Source organism: Qipengyuania sp. R86523 (genome assembly GCF_044596365.1).
In the GTDB taxonomy this organism is placed as follows: Bacteria; Pseudomonadota; Alphaproteobacteria; order Sphingomonadales; family Sphingomonadaceae; genus Qipengyuania; species Qipengyuania citrea.
The window spans coordinates 309255-327340 of record NZ_CP138997.1 but is presented as its reverse complement, the minus strand read 5'-3'; the positions used below and the strand labels follow the sequence as shown (position 1 = coordinate 327340).

The 18086-nt window shown below is 64.9% G+C and carries 15 protein-coding genes and 1 tRNA gene; 10 read left to right on the top strand and 6 right to left on the bottom strand.

All coding sequences use genetic code 11. From position 1 onward, the window contains the following. Nucleotides 1-93: 93 nt before the first annotated feature. Genes SJY12_RS01635 through SJY12_RS01625 form a run of 3 tightly spaced genes read left to right on the top strand, consistent with a single transcriptional unit; the run spans nucleotide 94 to nucleotide 2598 of the window. Entirely contained in the window at nucleotides 94-1293 is a 1200-nt protein-coding gene (locus SJY12_RS01635; RefSeq protein ID WP_397505781.1) for a diguanylate cyclase, read from the top strand. A gap of 38 nt (nucleotides 1294-1331) precedes the next feature. Next, nucleotides 1332-1805, top strand: a complete 474-nt coding sequence (locus SJY12_RS01630; RefSeq protein WP_063506741.1) for a low molecular weight protein-tyrosine-phosphatase — start codon at nucleotides 1332-1334, stop codon at nucleotides 1803-1805. Then, a complete protein-coding gene (locus SJY12_RS01625) occupies nucleotides 1792-2598 on the top strand; it encodes a fructosamine kinase family protein (RefSeq protein WP_397505780.1) in 807 nt (268 codons plus the stop codon). The genes SJY12_RS01630 and SJY12_RS01625 overlap by 14 nt, the downstream gene beginning before the upstream one ends. Here the strand turns inward: SJY12_RS01625 and recG are convergent. After that, on the bottom strand, nucleotides 2595-4658 hold the full coding sequence (recG, locus tag SJY12_RS01620) for an ATP-dependent DNA helicase RecG (RefSeq protein WP_397505779.1): 2064 nt from the start codon (nucleotides 4656-4658) through the stop codon (nucleotides 2595-2597). The two genes, SJY12_RS01625 and recG, sit on opposite strands and share 4 nt — an antisense overlap. Nucleotides 4659-4776: 118 nt before the next feature. Between recG and SJY12_RS01615 the strand changes: the two genes are divergently transcribed. Together SJY12_RS01615 and mfd are read left to right on the top strand one after the other, a co-directional pair. Continuing rightward, on the top strand, nucleotides 4777-5055 hold the full coding sequence (locus tag SJY12_RS01615) for a succinate dehydrogenase assembly factor 2 (RefSeq protein WP_050599901.1): 279 nt from the start codon (nucleotides 4777-4779) through the stop codon (nucleotides 5053-5055). 116 nt (nucleotides 5056-5171) lie between these two features. Beyond that, nucleotides 5172-8666, top strand: a complete 3495-nt coding sequence (gene mfd / locus SJY12_RS01610) for a transcription-repair coupling factor (RefSeq protein WP_397505778.1) — start codon at nucleotides 5172-5174, stop codon at nucleotides 8664-8666. Here mfd and SJY12_RS01605 read toward each other — a convergent pair. Beyond that, nucleotides 8663-9988 (bottom strand): EAL domain-containing protein, encoded by a 1326-nt coding sequence (locus SJY12_RS01605; protein ID WP_397505777.1) that lies wholly within the window; start codon nucleotides 9986-9988, stop codon nucleotides 8663-8665. The genes mfd and SJY12_RS01605 overlap by 4 nt on opposite strands. A gap of 136 nt (nucleotides 9989-10124) precedes the next feature. Between SJY12_RS01605 and SJY12_RS01600 the strand changes: the two genes are divergently transcribed. Together SJY12_RS01600 and SJY12_RS01595 are read left to right on the top strand one after the other, a co-directional pair. Beyond that, nucleotides 10125-10907 (top strand): NAD kinase, encoded by a 783-nt coding sequence (locus tag SJY12_RS01600; protein ID WP_063506746.1) that lies wholly within the window; start codon nucleotides 10125-10127, stop codon nucleotides 10905-10907. A gap of 97 nt (nucleotides 10908-11004) precedes the next feature. Next, nucleotides 11005-11079 (top strand) — tRNA-Asn (locus tag SJY12_RS01595). A gap of 6 nt (nucleotides 11080-11085) precedes the next feature. Here the strand turns inward: SJY12_RS01595 and SJY12_RS01590 are convergent. Next, the gene (locus SJY12_RS01590) at nucleotides 11086-11826 is read right to left on the bottom strand and encodes a sulfite exporter TauE/SafE family protein (protein WP_397505776.1); all 741 of its coding nucleotides are present in this window, start codon (nucleotides 11824-11826) and stop codon (nucleotides 11086-11088) included. 61 nt (nucleotides 11827-11887) lie between these two features. On the opposite strand from SJY12_RS01590, the gene SJY12_RS01585 reads away from it, so the two are divergent. Continuing rightward, nucleotides 11888-12505, top strand: coding sequence for a GNAT family N-acetyltransferase (locus tag SJY12_RS01585; RefSeq protein ID WP_397505775.1), 618 nt, complete (start codon nucleotides 11888-11890; stop codon nucleotides 12503-12505). Between the two features lie 16 nt (nucleotides 12506-12521). On the opposite strand, the gene secA is transcribed toward SJY12_RS01585, so the two are convergent. Together secA and SJY12_RS01575 are read right to left on the bottom strand one after the other, a co-directional pair. Further along, the gene (gene secA / locus SJY12_RS01580) at nucleotides 12522-15287 is read right to left on the bottom strand and encodes a preprotein translocase subunit SecA (protein ID WP_050599907.1); all 2766 of its coding nucleotides are present in this window, start codon (nucleotides 15285-15287) and stop codon (nucleotides 12522-12524) included. A 99-nt stretch (nucleotides 15288-15386) separates the two neighbouring features. Beyond that, nucleotides 15387-15656 (bottom strand): hypothetical protein, encoded by a 270-nt coding sequence (locus SJY12_RS01575; RefSeq protein ID WP_397505774.1) that lies wholly within the window; start codon nucleotides 15654-15656, stop codon nucleotides 15387-15389. Nucleotides 15657-15742: 86 nt separating this feature from the next. Here SJY12_RS01575 and argJ point away from each other — a divergent pair, with 86 nt between their 5' ends. Continuing rightward, on the top strand, nucleotides 15743-16969 hold the full coding sequence (gene argJ / locus SJY12_RS01570; protein WP_397505773.1) for a bifunctional glutamate N-acetyltransferase/amino-acid acetyltransferase ArgJ: 1227 nt from the start codon (nucleotides 15743-15745) through the stop codon (nucleotides 16967-16969). Between the two features lie 29 nt (nucleotides 16970-16998). Further along, nucleotides 16999-17766: an inositol monophosphatase family protein gene (locus SJY12_RS01565; protein WP_397506618.1), complete on the top strand. Its 768-nt coding sequence runs from the start codon at nucleotides 16999-17001 to the stop codon at nucleotides 17764-17766. Here SJY12_RS01565 and trxA read toward each other — a convergent pair. Then, on the bottom strand, nucleotides 17763-18083 hold the full coding sequence (gene trxA / locus SJY12_RS01560) for a thioredoxin (RefSeq protein ID WP_050599910.1): 321 nt from the start codon (nucleotides 18081-18083) through the stop codon (nucleotides 17763-17765). The two genes, SJY12_RS01565 and trxA, sit on opposite strands and share 4 nt — an antisense overlap. Nucleotides 18084-18086: the final 3 nt, after the last annotated feature.

Sequence of the window (18086 nt, the reverse complement as noted above, 5' to 3'; positions counted from 1 at the left end):
TGCGTTGCCGCGTGTGGTTCCCCCGCATGTAGCGTTATCGCACGATTAACCAGCCGGGGCGCATAAATTGCTCATGGAAGCGGGCCTTGCATCATGTGGTTGGTAAAGCACGTTGCGGCGCGCACGCAGGGTTCGGACTGGCGGGGTTATTTCCTGATCGGCTGCGTCGCCGTGCTGGCCCTGCTGCTGGCGGGCGCCAGCTGGAGCGCCCGGCAATCCTCGATCGAGCGCACCGCGGCAGAACAGCGCCAGGATCAGACGTTGCAGGTCCTGCTCGAAACCGACCACCTGCGCTCGGCAGCGCTGCAGCAGGTGCGCGGCGGTCGCGACTATCTGCTGACCGGGAGGCCTGCCTTTCTCGAGCCTTTCAACGAGGGTCGCCAGGCCGCGGCTTCGGCGCACGAACGACTGACTGCGCTGATCGGCGACAATCGCGACCAGTTGCTGCGGACCCGCGCACTGGCAATCGATCTGGCGCATCTGAACATGGTCATTGATGCGATGATCAAGCTGGCCGACGAAGGCCGTCAGAGCGACGCGATGCGGATCATGCGAAGCGGGAGCGACCGCGATGCAATCGAGGCAATTACCCGCACTCTCGATGCGATCCAGGCGAGCGAGCGCGAAGCGCTGGCGGCGTCCTCGCGTGCAGCGCAGAGAAGCGCTGTCGCCAACGAGCTCTACCAATATCTGCTGGCCGGGATCGGCCTGTTGCTGCTGGGCCTGTCGATCGTCACCACGAACTACGTTCGCAAAGCGCTGGCGCGCGAAGATGCCGCCCGGCGCGAACTCGAAGTCTTCGCCATGACCGATGCGCTGACCGCCCTCCCCAACCGTCGCTCGTTCATGAGCGATCTCAGCCGGGAGATCGCGGCATCGCAGGCCGAACAGACCCCGAGGTTGAGCCTCGCAATCTTCGACATCGATCATTTCAAGCGCATCAACGACCGCTTCGGTCACCCGGCCGGGGACGCGGTTATCGAAGAAGTTGCCAAACGGGCGAAATCGGCCCTGCGCGAGAACGATATCGTCGGGCGTATCGGCGGCGAGGAGTTCGGCGTGATCCTGCCGCGCGCCGATCTCGCCAGCGCGCGGGCGGTGTGCGGCCGATTGCGCGAAACCATCGCCGGGACACCGGTGGTGCGCGATGATGCGATCATCGCCTTTACCGTCAGCGTGGGGATCGCCCAGTTCCAGGCAGAGGATGATATCGACCATCTGATGACGCGCGCCGATGCCGCGCTTTACGATGCCAAGACCAGCGGCAGAAACCAGGTCCGCACCACTGCGTGAGGGTTGCGCCGACGCCAGTCGCCCGTTTAGGTCGCACCATGTCCACGCCCAGCATCCTGTTCGTCTGCCTCGGCAACATTTGTCGCTCGCCTCTCGCCGAAGCGGCCTTCCGCAAAGCTGCCGACGAGGCCGGGCTCGAGGTCCATGTCGCCAGCGCAGGCACCGCGGGATACCATGTCGGCGAAGCACCCGATCCGCGGACCATCGCTGAAGCCCGCCAACGCGGCGTGGATGTCACCGGCTATCGCGGACGGCAGCTTGCCGCACAGGATTTCCACGACTTCGACTACATCTTCGGCATGGACCGTTCGAACATGGCCAATATCGCCCGCGTCGATCCGGGCGATGGCAGGGCGCGGGTCGCCATGTTGCTCGATATCGTCCCCGGGCAGGAAGGGCGCGAAGTGGCCGATCCCTATTACGGCGGGGCCGACGGCTTCGGCGCGACATGGAACGAAGTCGACGCGGGAGCCCGCGCGCTGGTCGCTGTCCTGCTCGATGAGACACGCTGACGCCGTCCTCGAGCCGCTCTGCGGTGCCAATGTCATCGGGGCCGAGACCCTCGCGGGCGGCGATACCTCGGGCGCCAGCCGTCTAGCGCTGGCCGACGGACGAACGCTTATCGCCAAGCACGGTCCCACGACTGCGCGGGAAGCCCGCATGCTCGACGCGATGCATACGCTGGGTGCGCCAGTCCCCGAGGTGGTCGGCATGCAGGATGACTGGCTCGTGATGACCGACGCGGGTGCCGCACGCCCGTTGGACGAAACGGCCTGGCATTCGCTCGCCGACGCTCTCGACATCCTGCACGCAGCCGCGAAAGCCGAGCCTTACGGATGGAGCGAGGACCATGCCTTTCGCCACGTTGTGGTTCACAATGCGCAGCGCACGGACTGGGTCGAATTCTGGCGCGACCAGCGCCTGCTGTGCCATGTCCCACACCTGCCTGCACCATTGGCGCAGCGCGTGGAGACGCTGGCCGCAAGACTGGCCGACCTGTTGCCCAGCCGTCCGCCTCCCGCGCTACTCCACGGTGACCTGTGGGGCGGCAATATCGTATGGAACGGCGCAGCACTGACGCTGATCGATCCGTGCGCCTATCATGGCGACCGCGAAGTCGATGCCGCTGCACTGACCATCTTCGACAGCCCGCCCGAAGGGTTCTTCGACCGGCTCGAACTGGCTGCCGGCTGGCGCGCGCGTCGGCCTGCTTACCGGCTGTGGATGTGGTTGATCCATGTGCGGCTGTTCGGGCAGAGCTATTGTGCCGCAGCGGAGAGAGACCTCGCACTGCTCGGCTGCTAACCGCCGCGTAGCGTCTTCACGCCGAAATCGCGTTCGAACAGATACAGCAGCACGCGTGCCGCTTCTCCGCGCCGACCTTCGAGCCCGCCGTCGCGGTCCATCAGCAGGCGCGCATCGTCATAGGCCTTTGGCAGAAGTTCGGTGATCTGATCCAGCGTCGCAATCGTGAACGGCGTGTCGCCTGACTGCCGCGTGCCGAGAAGTTCGCCGCCGCCGCGCAGGCGCAAATCCTCCTCCGCAAGCAGGAAACCGTCCTGCGTCTGGCGCATCAACTTTAGCCTTTCCTGCGCGGTTTCGGACAGCGCCTCGCCATGAAGCAGCACGCAGAAGGATTTCTGAAGGCCGCGTCCCACCCGGCCACGCAGCTGGTGTAGCTGGGCCAGCCCGAAACGTTCCGCCTGCTCGATTACCATCAACGTGGCATTGGGGACATCGACGCCCACTTCGATCACGGTCGTCGCCACCAGCAATTTCGCTTCACCGCGCGCGAACCGCTCCATTGCGGTGTCTTTCGCTTCACCCGGCATCTGTCCATGGACCATGACCACGTCGTCACCGAAGCGCTCCTTCAGCGCTGCATAGCGCGCTTCGGCGGCGGCGATATCTTCGGGACCATCCATTTCGCGCACCATAGGGCACACCCAATAGGCTTGCCGCCCCTCTGCCATCTGCGCGGCCAGCCGGTCGACCAGCGCCGCCAGCTTCTCCTGCCCCATCACCACCGTATCGATTGCCTGCCGTCCGGGTGGCAGTTCGTCGAGCTTGCTGACGTCGAGTTCGCCATATTGCGCCAGCGTCAGCGTGCGCGGGATCGGTGTCGCGGTCATCGCGAGGACATGCGGTGCGCGCTTGCCCTTGCTGGCCAGCATCAGCCGCTGCCCGACCCCGAAGCGGTGCTGCTCGTCGATGACCACCATCGCCAGGTTGCGATAGGCGACCTTGTCCTGGAAAATCGCATGTGTGCCCACGACGATGTCGATGCTGCCGTCGAGCAGCCCCATCAGCGTTGCCTCGCGTGCCCGGCCCTTGTCGCGGCCGGTGAGCAGCGCAACGCGCGCGCCCGTCGGTTCTGCCATGCGGCGCAGGCTTTCATAATGCTGCCGGGCGAGGATTTCGGTCGGCGCCAGCAGCGCCGCCTGTGCCCCGGCCTCCACCGCGATCAGCATCGCTTCGAGCGCGACCACTGTCTTGCCGGCACCGACATCGCCCTGCAACAGCCGGAGCATCGGCGCTTCCTGCGCCATATCGCCTTCTATTTCCGCGATCGATCGAGTCTGCGCCCCAGTCAACGGGAACGGCAGGTCGAGCTTGCCCCGATAGCTGCCGTCTCCCCGCAAAGGCTGGCCCTTGCGCTTGCGATTGTCCGCACGCACCAGCATCAACGCCAGGCTGTTGGCCAGCAGCTCGTCATAGGCGAGTTGGTCGCGCGCGGCGCCATGTTCGCCCTTGTGTGCCAGCACCAGCGCATCGCGCCAGGCCGGCCAGTCCGCCTTGTCGCGCTGTGTTCCTTCGATCCATTCGGGCAGTTCGGGCACGCGCGCCAAGGCTTGTTCGACCAGACCCGCCACCCGCGGCTGCGTCAGCCCTTCGGAAAGGCGGTAGACAGGCTCGCACAGCCGCTGCAGCGTCTCGCCGCCCTCCTCGACCACATGATCGGGATGGACGATCTGGAGCATGTTGCCGAACCGTTCCAGTTTGCCCGCAACCCAGCGCGTTTCGCCTTCGGGCAATTGCTTCTTCGCGGTATAGGACGCGCGCCCGAAATAGGTGAGCGCCACCACGTTGCCCGCCGCATCCTGCGCCAGCACGCGGTAGGGCGCACGCGGGTTGCGGCTGCTGCGATGTTCGCCGATCGTCAGTTTCACGACGATCTGCTCGCCCTCGCCGCCATCGTCGATATTGTCGATCGCACGCCGCGTCACGAACCGTTCGGGCAGGTGGTAGGCGATATCGCGCACCCGCGTCAGGCCGAGCTTGTCGAGCGGCTTCTTCAGCTTGGGGCCCACGCCTTCGAGCGTCTCGGTCTCGGCAAACAGCGGGTTGAGGATATCAGGGCGCATGGCCGCACATAGCCATCAACGCCAAGCTGGCGAAAGCGGCAAGCGCATCGCCCGAAGCCGCGCTTGTGGATAGCGATCCCAACTTGCGCTGCGCGGGCACGCGCGATAGGCGCTTCGCATGCCCGATCTCCTGACATTCGACGGCCGCAAGCAACGCGCCAAGTTCCGTGCCTGGCATCGCGGCACGCGCGAGGCCGACTACATGATGGGCGGCTTCTACGATCGCTACAACGCCGATTGGAGCGAAAACGAACTGGCCTGGTTCGAGGCGCTGCTCGAGGAAGACGACGTCGACGTGATGGCCTGGGCGCTCAAGACCGCACCCACCCCGCCCCGCTTCCAGGGCGAACTGATGGCGGCGATGCAGCGGCTCGATTACGTGGATATTCCGCGTTGACGACCCGGCGCTAGCGCCTATCTCCCTTCCGATACGCCGCGCACCCCCTTCCCGATCGGGCAGGGGGCGAAGCAGCGTGTGCGGAACGCCGCGCGCTCTTGAACGCTAGGAACACCATGCCCGACCTTTCCCGTATCCTGAAAGCCCGCCAGCCGCTCACGCTGGCGCAGGTTGCGCGCGGCGCGCAGCCGCTGATGATGGCCGATCTCGCCCGCGCCAGCACCGGCCGCGCGGTGTTCATCGCACCGGACGATGCCGCGATGCGCAGCGTGGTGGATGCCGCCGCCTTCTTCGCGCCCGAGCTCGAAGTGATCGAATTCCCGGCATGGGATTCCCTGCCCTACGATCGCGCCAGCCCCGCGCTGGCGATCAGCGCCCGGCGGCTCGCCGCGCTGCACCGGCTTCAGGCCGGCAAGGCCAGGGCGCAATTGATCGTGACGACGGCGAATGCGGTCCTCCAGCGCGTCCTTACCCCGTTCCGGATCCGCGAAAGCGTTCGCGAATTCAAACCAGGTGTCGAAATCGGCCGCGAAAGCCTGTCCGCCCTGTTGCAACGGCAGGGCTACAGCCGCACCGACACGGTGATCGACAAGGGCGAATATGCAGTCCGCGGTTCGATCGTCGACATCTTCCCCAGCGGCATGGACGAAGCGCTGCGGCTCGACTTCTTCGGCGACGAGCTGGAAAGCCTGCGCAGCTTCGATCCCAATACGCAGATGAGCACCGGCCGACTGGATAGCCATCTCCTGCTCCCGGCGAGCGAAGCGCTGCTGGACGAAGACAGCATCAAGCGGTTCCGCAGCCGCTACCGCGAGATGTTCGGCGCCAATGCGACGCAGGATCCCCTGTACGAGGCGGTCAGCGAAGGCCGCCGGCTGGCCGGCATGGAACACTGGTTGCCGCTGTTCGAGGACAAGCTGGCGACCTTGTTCGACCATCTCGGCAAGGACGATCTGGTGGTGATCGACCAGGCGGCGCTCGCCGCCGCGGACGAGCGCGTGAAGGATGTGCGCGACTATTTCGACCAGCGCACCGCGATCACCGGTCAGGCGAAGGGCAATTATCGCCCGCTGCAGCCCGATGCGCTGTATATGTCGGCCGATGAACTGAAGGATGCACTGGCCGCTGCACCCGCACATCGTGCGACGCCGTTCGACGAGCCGGAAAGCGACGGCGTGGTCGGCTTCGGGTTCCGGTCGGGCCGCGATTTCGCCCCCGAACGCGCGCGCGGCGACAATGTCTATCCGGTGCTTGCCGATCATCTCAAAGCACTGTCCAAGGCCGGCAAGCGCCCGCTCCTGGCGGCCTATTCGAAGGGCAGCCGTTCGCGCATTGCCTCGATCCTCGAGGAAGCCGGCACGCCCGTGCAGATGGCGGAGAGCTGGCAGGATGCGCTCGGCCTGTCGGCCAAGGGCAAGCCTGCAGCCATGATCCTGCCGATCGAAGCCAGCTTCGCCAATGACGAGATGGAACTGCTGACCGAGCAGGACATTCTCGGCGACCGGCTGGTGCGGCGCAAGAAGAAGCGCAAGAGCGCCGATGCCTTCCTGGCCGAACTGCAGGCGCTCAGCGTGGGCGATCTCATCGTCCACACCGAGCACGGGATCGGCAAATATCTCGGCCTCGAACCGATCGCGGTGGGCAAATCGAAGCACGACTGCGTGCAGCTCGAATACAAGGGCGGCGACAAGCTCTTCATCCCGGTCGAGAATATCGACGTGCTCAGTCGCTACGGCAGCAGCGAGGAAGCGGTCATGCTCGATCGGCTGGGCGGCGAGGCATGGCAGAAACGCCGTGCACGGCTGAAGGAGCGCATCCGCGAGATCGCGGGCGAATTGATGCAGGTCGCTGCGCAGCGAGCGCTCAAGAAGGCCCCGGTCATCGAGGTCGAGGATGGCACCTACAACCAGTTCCTCGATCGCTTCCCGTGGGAAGAAACGGACGATCAGGAGCGCGCGATCGCCGATGTGCTGAGCGATCTCGAGAGCGGCAAGCCGATGGACCGCCTGGTCTGCGGCGACGTCGGCTTCGGCAAGACGGAAGTCGCGCTGCGCGCCGCCTTTGTTGCCGCAATGAATGGCCAGCAGGTTGCCGTGGTCGCCCCCACCACCCTGCTCGCCCGCCAGCATTTCGAGAATTTTTCCAATCGCTTCAGCGGTTTTCCGCTGAAAGTCGGTCGCCTTTCACGGCTCGTATCCGCCAAGGAGATGAAGGAGACCCGCGAAGGGCTGTCCGCCGGCGACGTCGACATCGTGATCGGGACCCATGCCATCCTGTCGAAGCAGACCAGCTTCAAGAACCTTGGCCTGGTCATCGTCGACGAGGAACAGCGCTTCGGCGTGACGCACAAGGAAAAGCTCAAGCAGCTGCGCGCCGATGTGCACATGCTGACGCTGACCGCAACACCGATCCCGCGCACCCTGCAGATGGCCATGACCGGCCTGCGCGAGCTTTCGACCATTCAGACCCCGCCCGTCGACCGGCTCGCGGTCCGCACATATGTGATGGAATGGGACGACATGGTGATGCGCGAAGCACTGCTGCGCGAGCACCATCGCGGTGGGCAGAGTTTCATCGTCGTCCCGCGGATTTCGGACATGGAGGAATTGTCCGATTGGCTGCATGAGAACATCCCCGAAGTGAAGTTCGTCGCCGCGCATGGCCAGATGTCGCCAGGCGAGATCGAAGAACGCATGAGTGCGTTCTACGAAGGCAAGTACGAGGTCCTGCTCGCCACGACGATCGTCGAAAGCGGGCTCGACCTGCCCAGCGCGAACACGATCATCATCCACCGCGCGGATATCTTCGGCCTTGCCCAGCTTTACCAGCTGCGCGGGCGCGTCGGGCGGGCCAAGCTGCGCGCCTATGCCTATCTCACCTATGCCAAGGATACGCAGCTGTCCGAAGTCGCGGAGAAACGGCTCAAGGTGCTCGGCGATCTCGACAGTCTCGGCGCCGGTTTCCAGCTCGCCAGCCACGACCTCGACATTCGCGGGGCAGGCAATCTCCTCGGCGACGAACAGTCGGGCCATATCCGCGAAGTCGGGTTCGAACTCTACCAATCGATGCTCGAGGACGCTATCCTCGCCGCCAAGGCCGGCGACATGGGGCTCGAGGCGAAGCCCGAACGGGTCAGCCCGCAGATCACCGTCGATGCGCCGATCATGATCCCGGAAGACTATGTGCCCGATCTGGCGGTACGCATGGCGCTGTATCGCCGTCTCAACGATGCTGCGGACAAGTCCGAGATCGAAGCGCTTGCCGCGGAAATGATCGATCGCTTCGGCGATTTGCCCGCCGCCACTGCCAACCTCGTCCGGCTGATCGAGATCAAGCATCAGGCGATCGAAGCCAACATCGCCAAGATCGATGTCGGTGCGCAGGGTACGCTGGTGACCTTCCACCAGGACGATTTCCCCGATCCGGTGGGCCTGCTGGCCTATGTCGACCGGTTGAAAGGCACCGCCAAGCTGCGGCCCGACATGAAGCTGGTCATCAGCCGCGCATGGGGATCGCCCGAAAGCCGCCTCAACGGTCTGTTCCAGCTGACCAAGGGCTTGTCCGGAGTGGTCCGCAAGGCCCAGAAAAACGGGAAGAAGGCGGCCGCCTAGCTGTTGGCGAGCTTGAGGAATTCCTGCGCCGTCACCGGCTTGGCGCGCAGGAATCCCTGATAGGCCTTGCAGCCCGCCGCCTGCATGAATTCGCGCTGCGCCTCCTGCTCGACACCCTCGACAACCACGGTGAGATCGAGCGCCGCCGCCATGGCGACGATGGCGTGGACGACTGCCTTGTCGCGTTCGTCCTCGAGCACACCGTCAAGCATCGAGCGATCGAGCTTGATGCAATCGATCGGCAGCACCTTGAGATAGCGGAAATTGCAGAAGCCGGCGCCGAAATCGTCCAGCGCGATCTGCACGCCGAACAGTTTCAATTGGTCGAGCACGCGGCTCACCCGGTCGAGATCGGCGAGCAGGACCTGTTCGACGAGTTCGAGTGTGATCCGCCCCAACGGAAAGCCGATCCGCTCGGCCATCTGCGCGAAATCGATTGCGAAATTCTCGACCGCCAGATCGACCGGGGTGATATTGATCGAAAGCTGCAGGTGGTGGGGCCAGGCAAGGGCCTCTTCCAGCGCGCGCTCTACGATGTGACGCGAGAGATGCGCGATATGATCCGCCCGCTCGGCAATCTGGAACAGCGCCCCGCCCCCGATACGGCCGACGACCGGGTGATCCCAGCGCGCAAGCGCTTCGGCGCCGATTATGCTGTCGTTTTCCAGCGAATATTGAGGCTGGAAGAGGATCTGGATCTCGTTGCGGTCGATCGCGGCAAGCAGATCGGCCTCGAACTGGCGGTTTGAACGCCCGGCATGCGCCGCTTCCCCCGTCGACCAGTCGATCCGCCGACGGTTGCTCTCGCGCATTCCCTCGGCCACCGCCGCCAGGCGTTCCAGCACGCTTTCGGGATCGTCCTTCTCGGTTACCCGCATGAGTGCGATGCGCGGCCATAGACGCAGGCTGCTTCCCCCGCCCTCGGGGCTGGCGATCGGCAGGGCGATGGCGTCGGCCAGTGCTTCGGCCAGCCATTGCCAGCGTTCGCGGCTGCATTCCTGCCGCGCGAGCAGCAGGAACGTGCCACCGTTCAGCCGCGCCGCAACCCAGGCATTGCTGCTTTCGAGCTCATCGGCGGCGAAGTGCTTGATCCGCTGTGCTACTTCGACCAGCGCACCGTCGCCGGCCAGTTCCCCGAAGGCCACATTCACATTGTCGATCCGGCCGAGCGTGATGAGCATCGCCTGGATCGGACACGAAATAGTGTCCGAAGGCCATTCGCGCTGCCAGCGCGCTATCGTCTCACGCGCGGACGGCTGATCGGCCAGACCGGTAAGTGCGTCGCGCGTTTTCCTTATCGGTTCTTTCGGGTTCGTGGCCATTTCCCAGTCCTTATCCGCGCGTAATGGCACCGTTATCAGTATTTCGGACGTGTTGCCAAATGGGACGTAGCTTCATAGGGACCGCGCGGGTACCGGGAAGCGGGTCTTGTCCTGAACGGGAGGGTCAACGGAAAGCATGTCCGAATACAACCGCCTGGCCTTGGTCGTTTCCGATGCCCCGCGGGCGCAGGAAGCGGCAGAGCGGGAATTTCGCTCCGTTACGGACTGGGTCCCGCTCGAAGAAGCCGATGCCGTCGTGGTTCTCGGCGGCGACGGCTTCATGCTGCAGACGCTGCATGCCATGCTCGACACCGGCCGCATCATTCCTGCCTATGGGCTCAACCTGGGCACAGTCGGGTTCCTGATGAACCGCAACCGCAATCCCGAGACGCTGATCAAGCGGATCGGGAAGGCCAAGCCGCATCACATCGCACCGCTCAGGATGCAGGCCGAGACGCAGGATGGCGCGGTCCACACGTTCTGCGCCATCAACGAGGTCAGCCTGCTGCGCGAGACGCGTCAGACCGCCAAGCTGGAAGTCACGGTCGACGACAAGGTGCGCATCGCCGAACTGGTTTGCGACGGGGTGCTGGTGGCGACGCCGGCAGGTTCGACCGCATACAACCTGTCCGCCGACGGGCCGATCCTGCCCCTCGATTCGAACCTGTTGGCGCTGACACCGATCAGCCCGTTCCGCCCGCGCCGATGGCATGGGGCGATCCTGCCCGATCGCAGCCGCATCTCGCTGCGCGTGCTCGAACAGGAAAAGCGCCCGGTGTCCGTCGTAGCCGACCAGCGCGAACTGCGTCACGTCTCGTCGGTGGGGCTCGAAATCGCGCGCGACAGCGAATTGACGCTGCTGTTCGACCCCGGCCACGCGCTCGACGAACGCATCGTGGCCGAGCAATTCGTGGTCTGATGCACTCGCCCGTGCGGCTGCGTAAAAGTTTTGCGAAATGCCCGCTTGCCAAACCGGAATCGCACCCATATAGGCGCACCCCTGCCCAGCGGGCTGCTCCCCGATAGCTCAGCGGTAGAGTAGGTGACTGTTAATCACTTGGTCGTTGGTTCGAATCCAACTCGGGGAGCCACTTTTCTCACAAATTCAACAGCAAGCGCCCGCCCACCCAGGCGGTGAGCGCAGCTGTGCCCCAGCGGATCCAACGCTGCGGAAGGTATTTGAGCGCCAGCAGGCTGCCGACCTGACCAGCGACGGCGACCGCGACGAGCAGGGGCAATCCCAGCTCCACCGCTGCGCCCAGACGCCCTGGACCGTTCTTGACGACCTGGCCCGCCAGCCCGAACAGCGAATTGACGAGAATGAACAGGCTCGCGGTTGCGGCGATAGCGCGCGCATCGTTCCAGCGCACCAGATGCAGCAACGGAGCGAGGAAAATGCCCCCGCCGATGCCCACCAGCCCTGCAAGATAGCCGAGCGGAACGGCCACCAGCGGCATCGACCGCGCAAATCGCGTCGGCCGGGAGGGATCGCCGCCAGCGAGAGGCAGCAACATCGAGAGCGCGGTAAAAACAAAACTCCCCCCGAGCAAGGCGAGAAAGCCGGCCTCGCCGATAGGGGTCAGGCCGCCGATGAAGGCGGCCGGTGCGGCCAGCCCGGTCAGCAGGATCGCGCCGCGCCAGGGAGTGACGCCCGCCCGGCCGAAGCGTACCGAGCTGCCCGTCACCACCACCAGATTGCACGCGAGGGACAGCAGCGGCAGCAACCGGTAATCGACCTCGGCCAAGGCCAGCAGCGCGGTATAGGTCGATCCGCCGCCGAACCCGACGCTGGCGTACAACAGGGCGGTAACGAAGAAGGCAAGTGCGAGCGCGGCCATGCCTCCGCCTAGACGCTGGGTGCCGCCCGGGCTAGCGTCGAGGCGGAGGGAACAGGCCACTATGCGACCGGACGACATCACGCTGACGGGCGGGCTTGAACGCGTCCGGGCGGGCGACGCGCAGCGGGTCGGTGCGATCACCGCCGATGCCTTCCGCTACGATCCGTTCAATCTTTGGCTGTTCGGCGCGTTCGCCGGGATCGCCAATCTGTTTCATCTGCAGGCGCGGCGGATCTACGTCCCGCGCGGCTATTGCTACACGGCGGGCCACGAAGGCGCATGCATGTGGATGCTGCCGGGCGGCGATGCCGGGTTTTCGCTGCCCGATTACGCCGCCTTCGTCTTCCCCACGCTATGGCATTGCGGTCCGCGGGCGGTGCGGCGCGGGGTCCGGACCGGGGCCGCGATGGATAGCCGTCATCCCGATTTCCCGCACGCCTATCTCTTCAGCATCGGCGTGCGCGAGACGGCGCGCGGCAAGGGGCTGGGGCGCACGCTCATCCAACCCGTGCTCGACGCGTGCGACCGGCAGGGCCTGCCCGCCTATCTCGAGAATTCGAACCCGGCAAACACCGGGTTCTATTCCGCCTGCGGGTTTGCGCCGCTCGGCGATCCGATCCACCCCGAGCCGGGTTCTCCCCCGCTGGTGCCGATGGTCCGTCAGCCCCGCCGCAGCTAGCAGCGGGGCGACAGGTTCACGCCCTCGCACCGGTGCCGATGGCACCGTGGCAATGCTTGTACTTGTTGCCCGAACCGCAGGGGCAAGGCGCATTGCGGCTGATTTCCATGTCGGCATAGGGATTTTCGCCCGCCGAGCCGCCCGGCCCCACGGCTGCACGTGAACTGCCGGCCAGCGCGCCGAACAAGGCTTCGCGCCCAGCCGACCCATCACCATCGTTCGAGTCGTCGAGCCCGGTCAGCGGGTCGATATGTCCGGTGAGGAAATCGGGCAGGTCGGGAAGATTGACTGCCGGCATCGGCGCGGGCTCGGCCAGTTCGAGGCGGATGAGCTTGTTGGTCACCGTCTCGCGCAGTTTCTCGAGCATGGATTCGAACAGGCTGAACGCTTCCTGCTTGTATTCGTTCAGCGGCTGCTTCTGCGCATGTGCGCGCAGGCCGACGACCTGCCGCAGCGCGTCGAGCGTGGCGAGGTGATCCTTCCACTGCCCGTCGAGTTCCTGCAGCAGCACGCTCTTTTCGATCCGCCGCCACAGCGCCGGGTCGGCCGCAGCGATCTTGTTTTCCATGATGCGATCGGCTTCCGCCACCAGCCGTTCCTCGATCATCTCGGGCTCGACCTGGTCTTCCTCGACCCATTGTTCGATCGGCGCATCTATGGCGAGGACGTCGTGGACGCGCGTCTTGAGCCCTTCGATATCCCATTGTTCGGGATAGGAGCCCGGCGGGCAGGCTTCGGTCACGATCGCATTGACTGCATCCTGGCGCATGTCGACGACCACATCGTCGACCGCCTCGCTGTCCATGATCTCCGCGCGCTGTTCATAGATCACCTTGCGCTGGTCGTTCATGACATCGTCATACTGCACCACCTGCTTGCGGATCTCGTAATTGCGCGCCTCGACCTTCTTCTGTGCGGTCTCGATCGCCTTCGACAGCCATTTCGAACCGATCGCTTCGCCGTCTTCGAGATTCGAATTCATCATTTTGGAGAACAACGTATCCGGGCCAAAGATGCGCAGCAGGTCATCTTCGAGGCACAGGTAGAACCGGCTCAGCCCGGGGTCGCCCTGACGGCCCGAACGGCCGCGCAGCTGGTTGTCGATCCGGCGGCTTTCATGGCGTTCGGTGCCCAGCACGAACAATCCGCCCGCTTCGAGCACCTGCTGCCGCTCGGCAGCGACCTCGGCCTTGATCCGATCGATTTCGAGGTCCTTCTTGGGCCCGTCCTCCAGTTCGCTCAGCTCGTCGTCGATCCGGAAATCAACATTGCCGCCGAGCTGGATGTCGGTCCCGCGGCCCGCCATGTTGGTGGCGATGGTCACCGCGCCGATGCGCCCCGCCTGCGCCACGATATGCGCTTCGCGTTCGTGCTGGCGTGCATTGAGGACTTCGTGCTCGACGCCCTCCTGTCGGAGGAATTCGCTGAGCATTTCCGACTTCTCGATCGACACCGTGCCGACCAGGACCGGCTGGCCGATGGCGTTCTTCTCGGCAATCGCCTTGGCGATGGCTTTGAACTTGTCCTGCGTGTTCTTGTAGAACTCGTCATCCTCGTCGATGCGCGAAACGGGGACATTGGTCGGGATCTCGACCACGTTCATCTTGTAGATGTCCCAGAATTCGGCCGCTTCGGTCGCCGCCGTGCCGGTCATGCCCGACAGCTTGGGATACATGCGGAAATAGTTCTGGAAGGTGATCGACGCCAGCGTCTGGTTCTCCGGCTCGATCTTCACGCCTTCCTTGGCCTCGACCGCCTGGTGCAGGCCGTTCGACCAGCGCCGGCCTTCCATCATGCGGCCCGTGAACTCGTCGATGATGACGACCTTGTCGTCCTTCACGATGTAATCGGTATCACGCTTGAACATGTGCACCGCGCGCAGCGCCTGGTCGACATGGTGAACCACCTGCGTGTTCTCGACGTCGTAGAGGTTCTCGGTCTCGAGCAGGCCGCGTTCGATCAGCAGCTTCTCGAGCTGTTCGGTGCCATCCTCGGTCAGCTGGATGTTGCGCTGCTTTTCGTCCTTTTCGTACCAGTCCTCGGGGAAGGTCTTCACCACCTCGTCGATCGAAAGGTAGAGGTCCGACTTGTCCTCAGTCGGTCCCGAAATGATCAGCGGGGTACGCGCCTCGTCGATCAGGATCGAATCGACTTCATCGACGATCGCGAAATTGAACGGCCGCTGCACCATTTGCCCGCGTTCGTGCTTCATGTTGTCGCGCAGGTAATCGAAGCCGAGCTCGTTGTTGGTCGAATAGGTGATATCCGAATTATACGCATCGCGCCGCTGCTGCTCGCTGATGTTGGGCACGATCACCCCAACCGTCAAGCCGAGGAACTTGTGCAGGCGGCCCATCCATTCGGAGTCGCGCGCGGCGAGGTAGTCGTTCACCGTGACGACGTGCACGCCCTTGCCCTCGATCGCATTGAGATAGGTCGCCAGTGTGGCGACCAGCGTCTTGCCCTCGCCCGTACGCATCTCGGCAATTTCGCCGCGGTGCAGGACGATGCCGCCGACCATCTGGACATCGAAATGGCGCATGCCGAGCACGCGGACCGATGCCTCACGCACCGTGGCGAAGGCTTCGGGAAGGATGTCGTCGAGCGTCTTGCCCTCGGCCAAGAGCGCCCGGAACTTGTCGGTCTGCGCGGCGAGTTCGGCGTCGCTGAGCGCTTGCATCTGCGGCTCCAGCGCGTTGATCCGATCGACAATCTTGCCGAGCGATTTGACATAGCGGTCGTTGGCCGAGCCAAAGACGGATTTCATGATGGAGTTGAACATGTTGGGGCCTTCGAGCCTTCCGCGTGAACTTATGGATGGGAGGCCCGCACGCGCGGTGCGCGGCGGGCAGGAATACGGCAGCAAACGGGCGCGGGGCGCCTATTCGTAGGAGCGGTCGATACCGATGTGGACCGCGGGGATCATCACCGCGACGGTCCGGACGCACTCGGCCGGCTGCGCGGCGGGCCCCAGGACACGCGCCTGGCCGGCGATCGGTGCGCCTTCGCGGGCCTCGTGCTGGATGCAGCGGTCGGTACCGGCGGTCAGTTCGACTCCGGAAACCCCGTCATAGGCCTGCGCATGCGCAGGTGCGCCCGCGGCGGCGAGGCCGGTAAGAAGCGCAAGCAGGGTAAGGATGCGACGAAGCATTGCAGCGGTCAGATAGGACGTGTGGCTATGCGCGTCCACCCCGCTTGACCGTTTACCCCGCCCCGCTCTGCGCCTAACGAGCGCCAATGAATCTTGCCCGCTCGCCCCTCGCCCGCCCCTTTCCCGAACTGCCGCGGATCGGCGGCGTCACGCTGCGCGTCGCTTGCGCCCGGTACAAGGAGTGGGACCGCGCCGATCTGACCTTCGCCGAACTGGCCGAAGGGACCACCGTAGCCGGCGTCTTCACCCAATCCTCCTGCGCCTCGAGCGAGGTCGAGATGGGCCGCGAACAGGTGCGCCAGGGTCATGCGCGCGGATTGATTGTCAATGCCGGCAATTCGAACGCCTTCACCGGCTACCGCGGCCGCGAGGCGGTCGATCAGATCGTGCAGCAGGTCTCCGCAGCGCTGGGCTGCTCCGCCGAAACCGTGTTCGTATCCTCCACCGGCGTCATCGGCGTGCCACTGCCGAAGGACCGGGCACGCGCGGGCGTCGAAGCCGTTCTCTCCGCCGAGCCATGCAGCTGGGAAGATGCCGCGCGCGCGATCGGGACGACCGATACCTTTACCAAGGGCGCGGGCGCGCATGCGATGCTGGGCGATACGCGCGTCGCGCTGGCGGGGATCGTCAAGGGCAGCGGCATGATCGCCCCCGACATGGCAACGATGCTCGGCTATGTATTTACCGATGCGGCGGTGGCGCCCGAATTCCTGCAGGAAATGCTCGGCCGGGCGAATGCCGCAACCTATTCGTGCATAACCGTCGACGGCGACACGTCGACCAGCGACACCGTGCTGCTGTTCGCCACCGGCAAGGCCGGCAATACCCCGCTTGCGTCGTGGAGCGATGCGGGGGCGGACGCCTTTTACGCCGCGCTTCTCCAGGTGTGCCGCGACCTCGCGCAATTGGTGGTCCGCGATGGTGAAGGTGCGCAGAAATTCATCGAAATAGCGATTGCCGGTGCGGCAAGCGACGACAGCGCCCGGCGCGTCGGGCTTGCCATTGCCAATTCGCCGCTGGTCAAGACAGCGATCGCGGGCGGCGATGCCAATTGGGGTCGCGTGGTCATGGCGGTCGGCAAGGCCGGCGAACCGGCAGACCGCGACCGTCTGTCGATCGGCTTCGGCGGTATCTGGGCCGCGCGCGACGGACAGCCGCTGGCCGAGTATGACGAAGCTCCCGTGGCCGCCCACCTGGCAGGCGAGGACATTCGCATGGATGTCGATCTCGGCGTCGGCGACGGGCGCGCGACCGTGTGGACCTGCGACCTGACGCATGGCTACATCTCGATCAATGCGGACTATCGCTCGTGACCGCGCTCGACGACCAGATCCTCGATCTCATGCGCCGGGTTTCCGAACGCGCCATCCTGCCGCGCTATCGCAATCTCGCAGCGGGCGAAGTCGAGGACAAGGGCGGCAACGACCCGGTGACGATTGCCGACAAGGACAGCGAGGCGCTGCTGCGCGAAGGCCTGGCCGCGATCGATGCCTCGCTCGCGTTCGTTGGGGAAGAGACCGCGCATGCGGACCCGGCGATCCTCGAGCGGCTCGACTGGCCCTGCTGGATTGTCGATCCCGTCGATGGCACGCGCAATTTCGCTGCCGGCAAACCGCCCTTCGGCATCATCATCGCCCGCGCGGATGGCGGCGTCGCCCAGTCCGGCTGGATCTACGATTGCCTGACGGGCCGCTTCTGCAGCGCCCACCGCGGTGCCGGCGCCATGATCGACGGCGAGCGGGTGGCGTCGCGCCCCACAGGACAGTCACCGCCGATTGCGGCGATTTCGCTGATCTTCATGGAGGAGCAGCGCCGCGACGCCACGCGCCGTCATATCGCCCCGGCGTACGAGCTCGTCGACATCCCCTATTGCGCGGCGGAGCAATATCCGCGGCTGGCGCTGGGCACGAACGATGTTTCCATCTTCGAACGCACGCTCGCCTGGGACCATGCGGCAGGCGTGTTGTGGCTCAATGAAGCTGGGGGGAAAGCAGCGCGGCCCGACGGCTCACCCTATCGCATCGACGAGGTGGGCCGCACGGGCCTGCTGGGTGCGGCAAGCCCGGCCCTGTGGGACGAGCTTGCCGATCTATATGCGAAAATGGATTAAAGTTCGCCTTCAAGCCACTGCTTGAGCTGGCCTTTCGGTGCTGCACCGCGCATCTGCGCGGCCTGTTCGCCATTCTTGAACAGCACCAGATAGGGGATCGACTGGACGCCCATCGAACCCGGCACATCGGGATTTTCCATGATGTCCATCTTGGCGATGGTCACCTTGTCGCCCAGCTCTTCGCTCAGTTCTTCAAGTGCGGGTGCGATCATCTTGCACGGGCCGCACCAGTCGGCCCAGAAATCGACCAGCACGGGCTTGTCGCTTTCGAGCACGTCGGACTGGAAGCTGGCGTCGGTAACGGCGGTGGTGGCCATGGG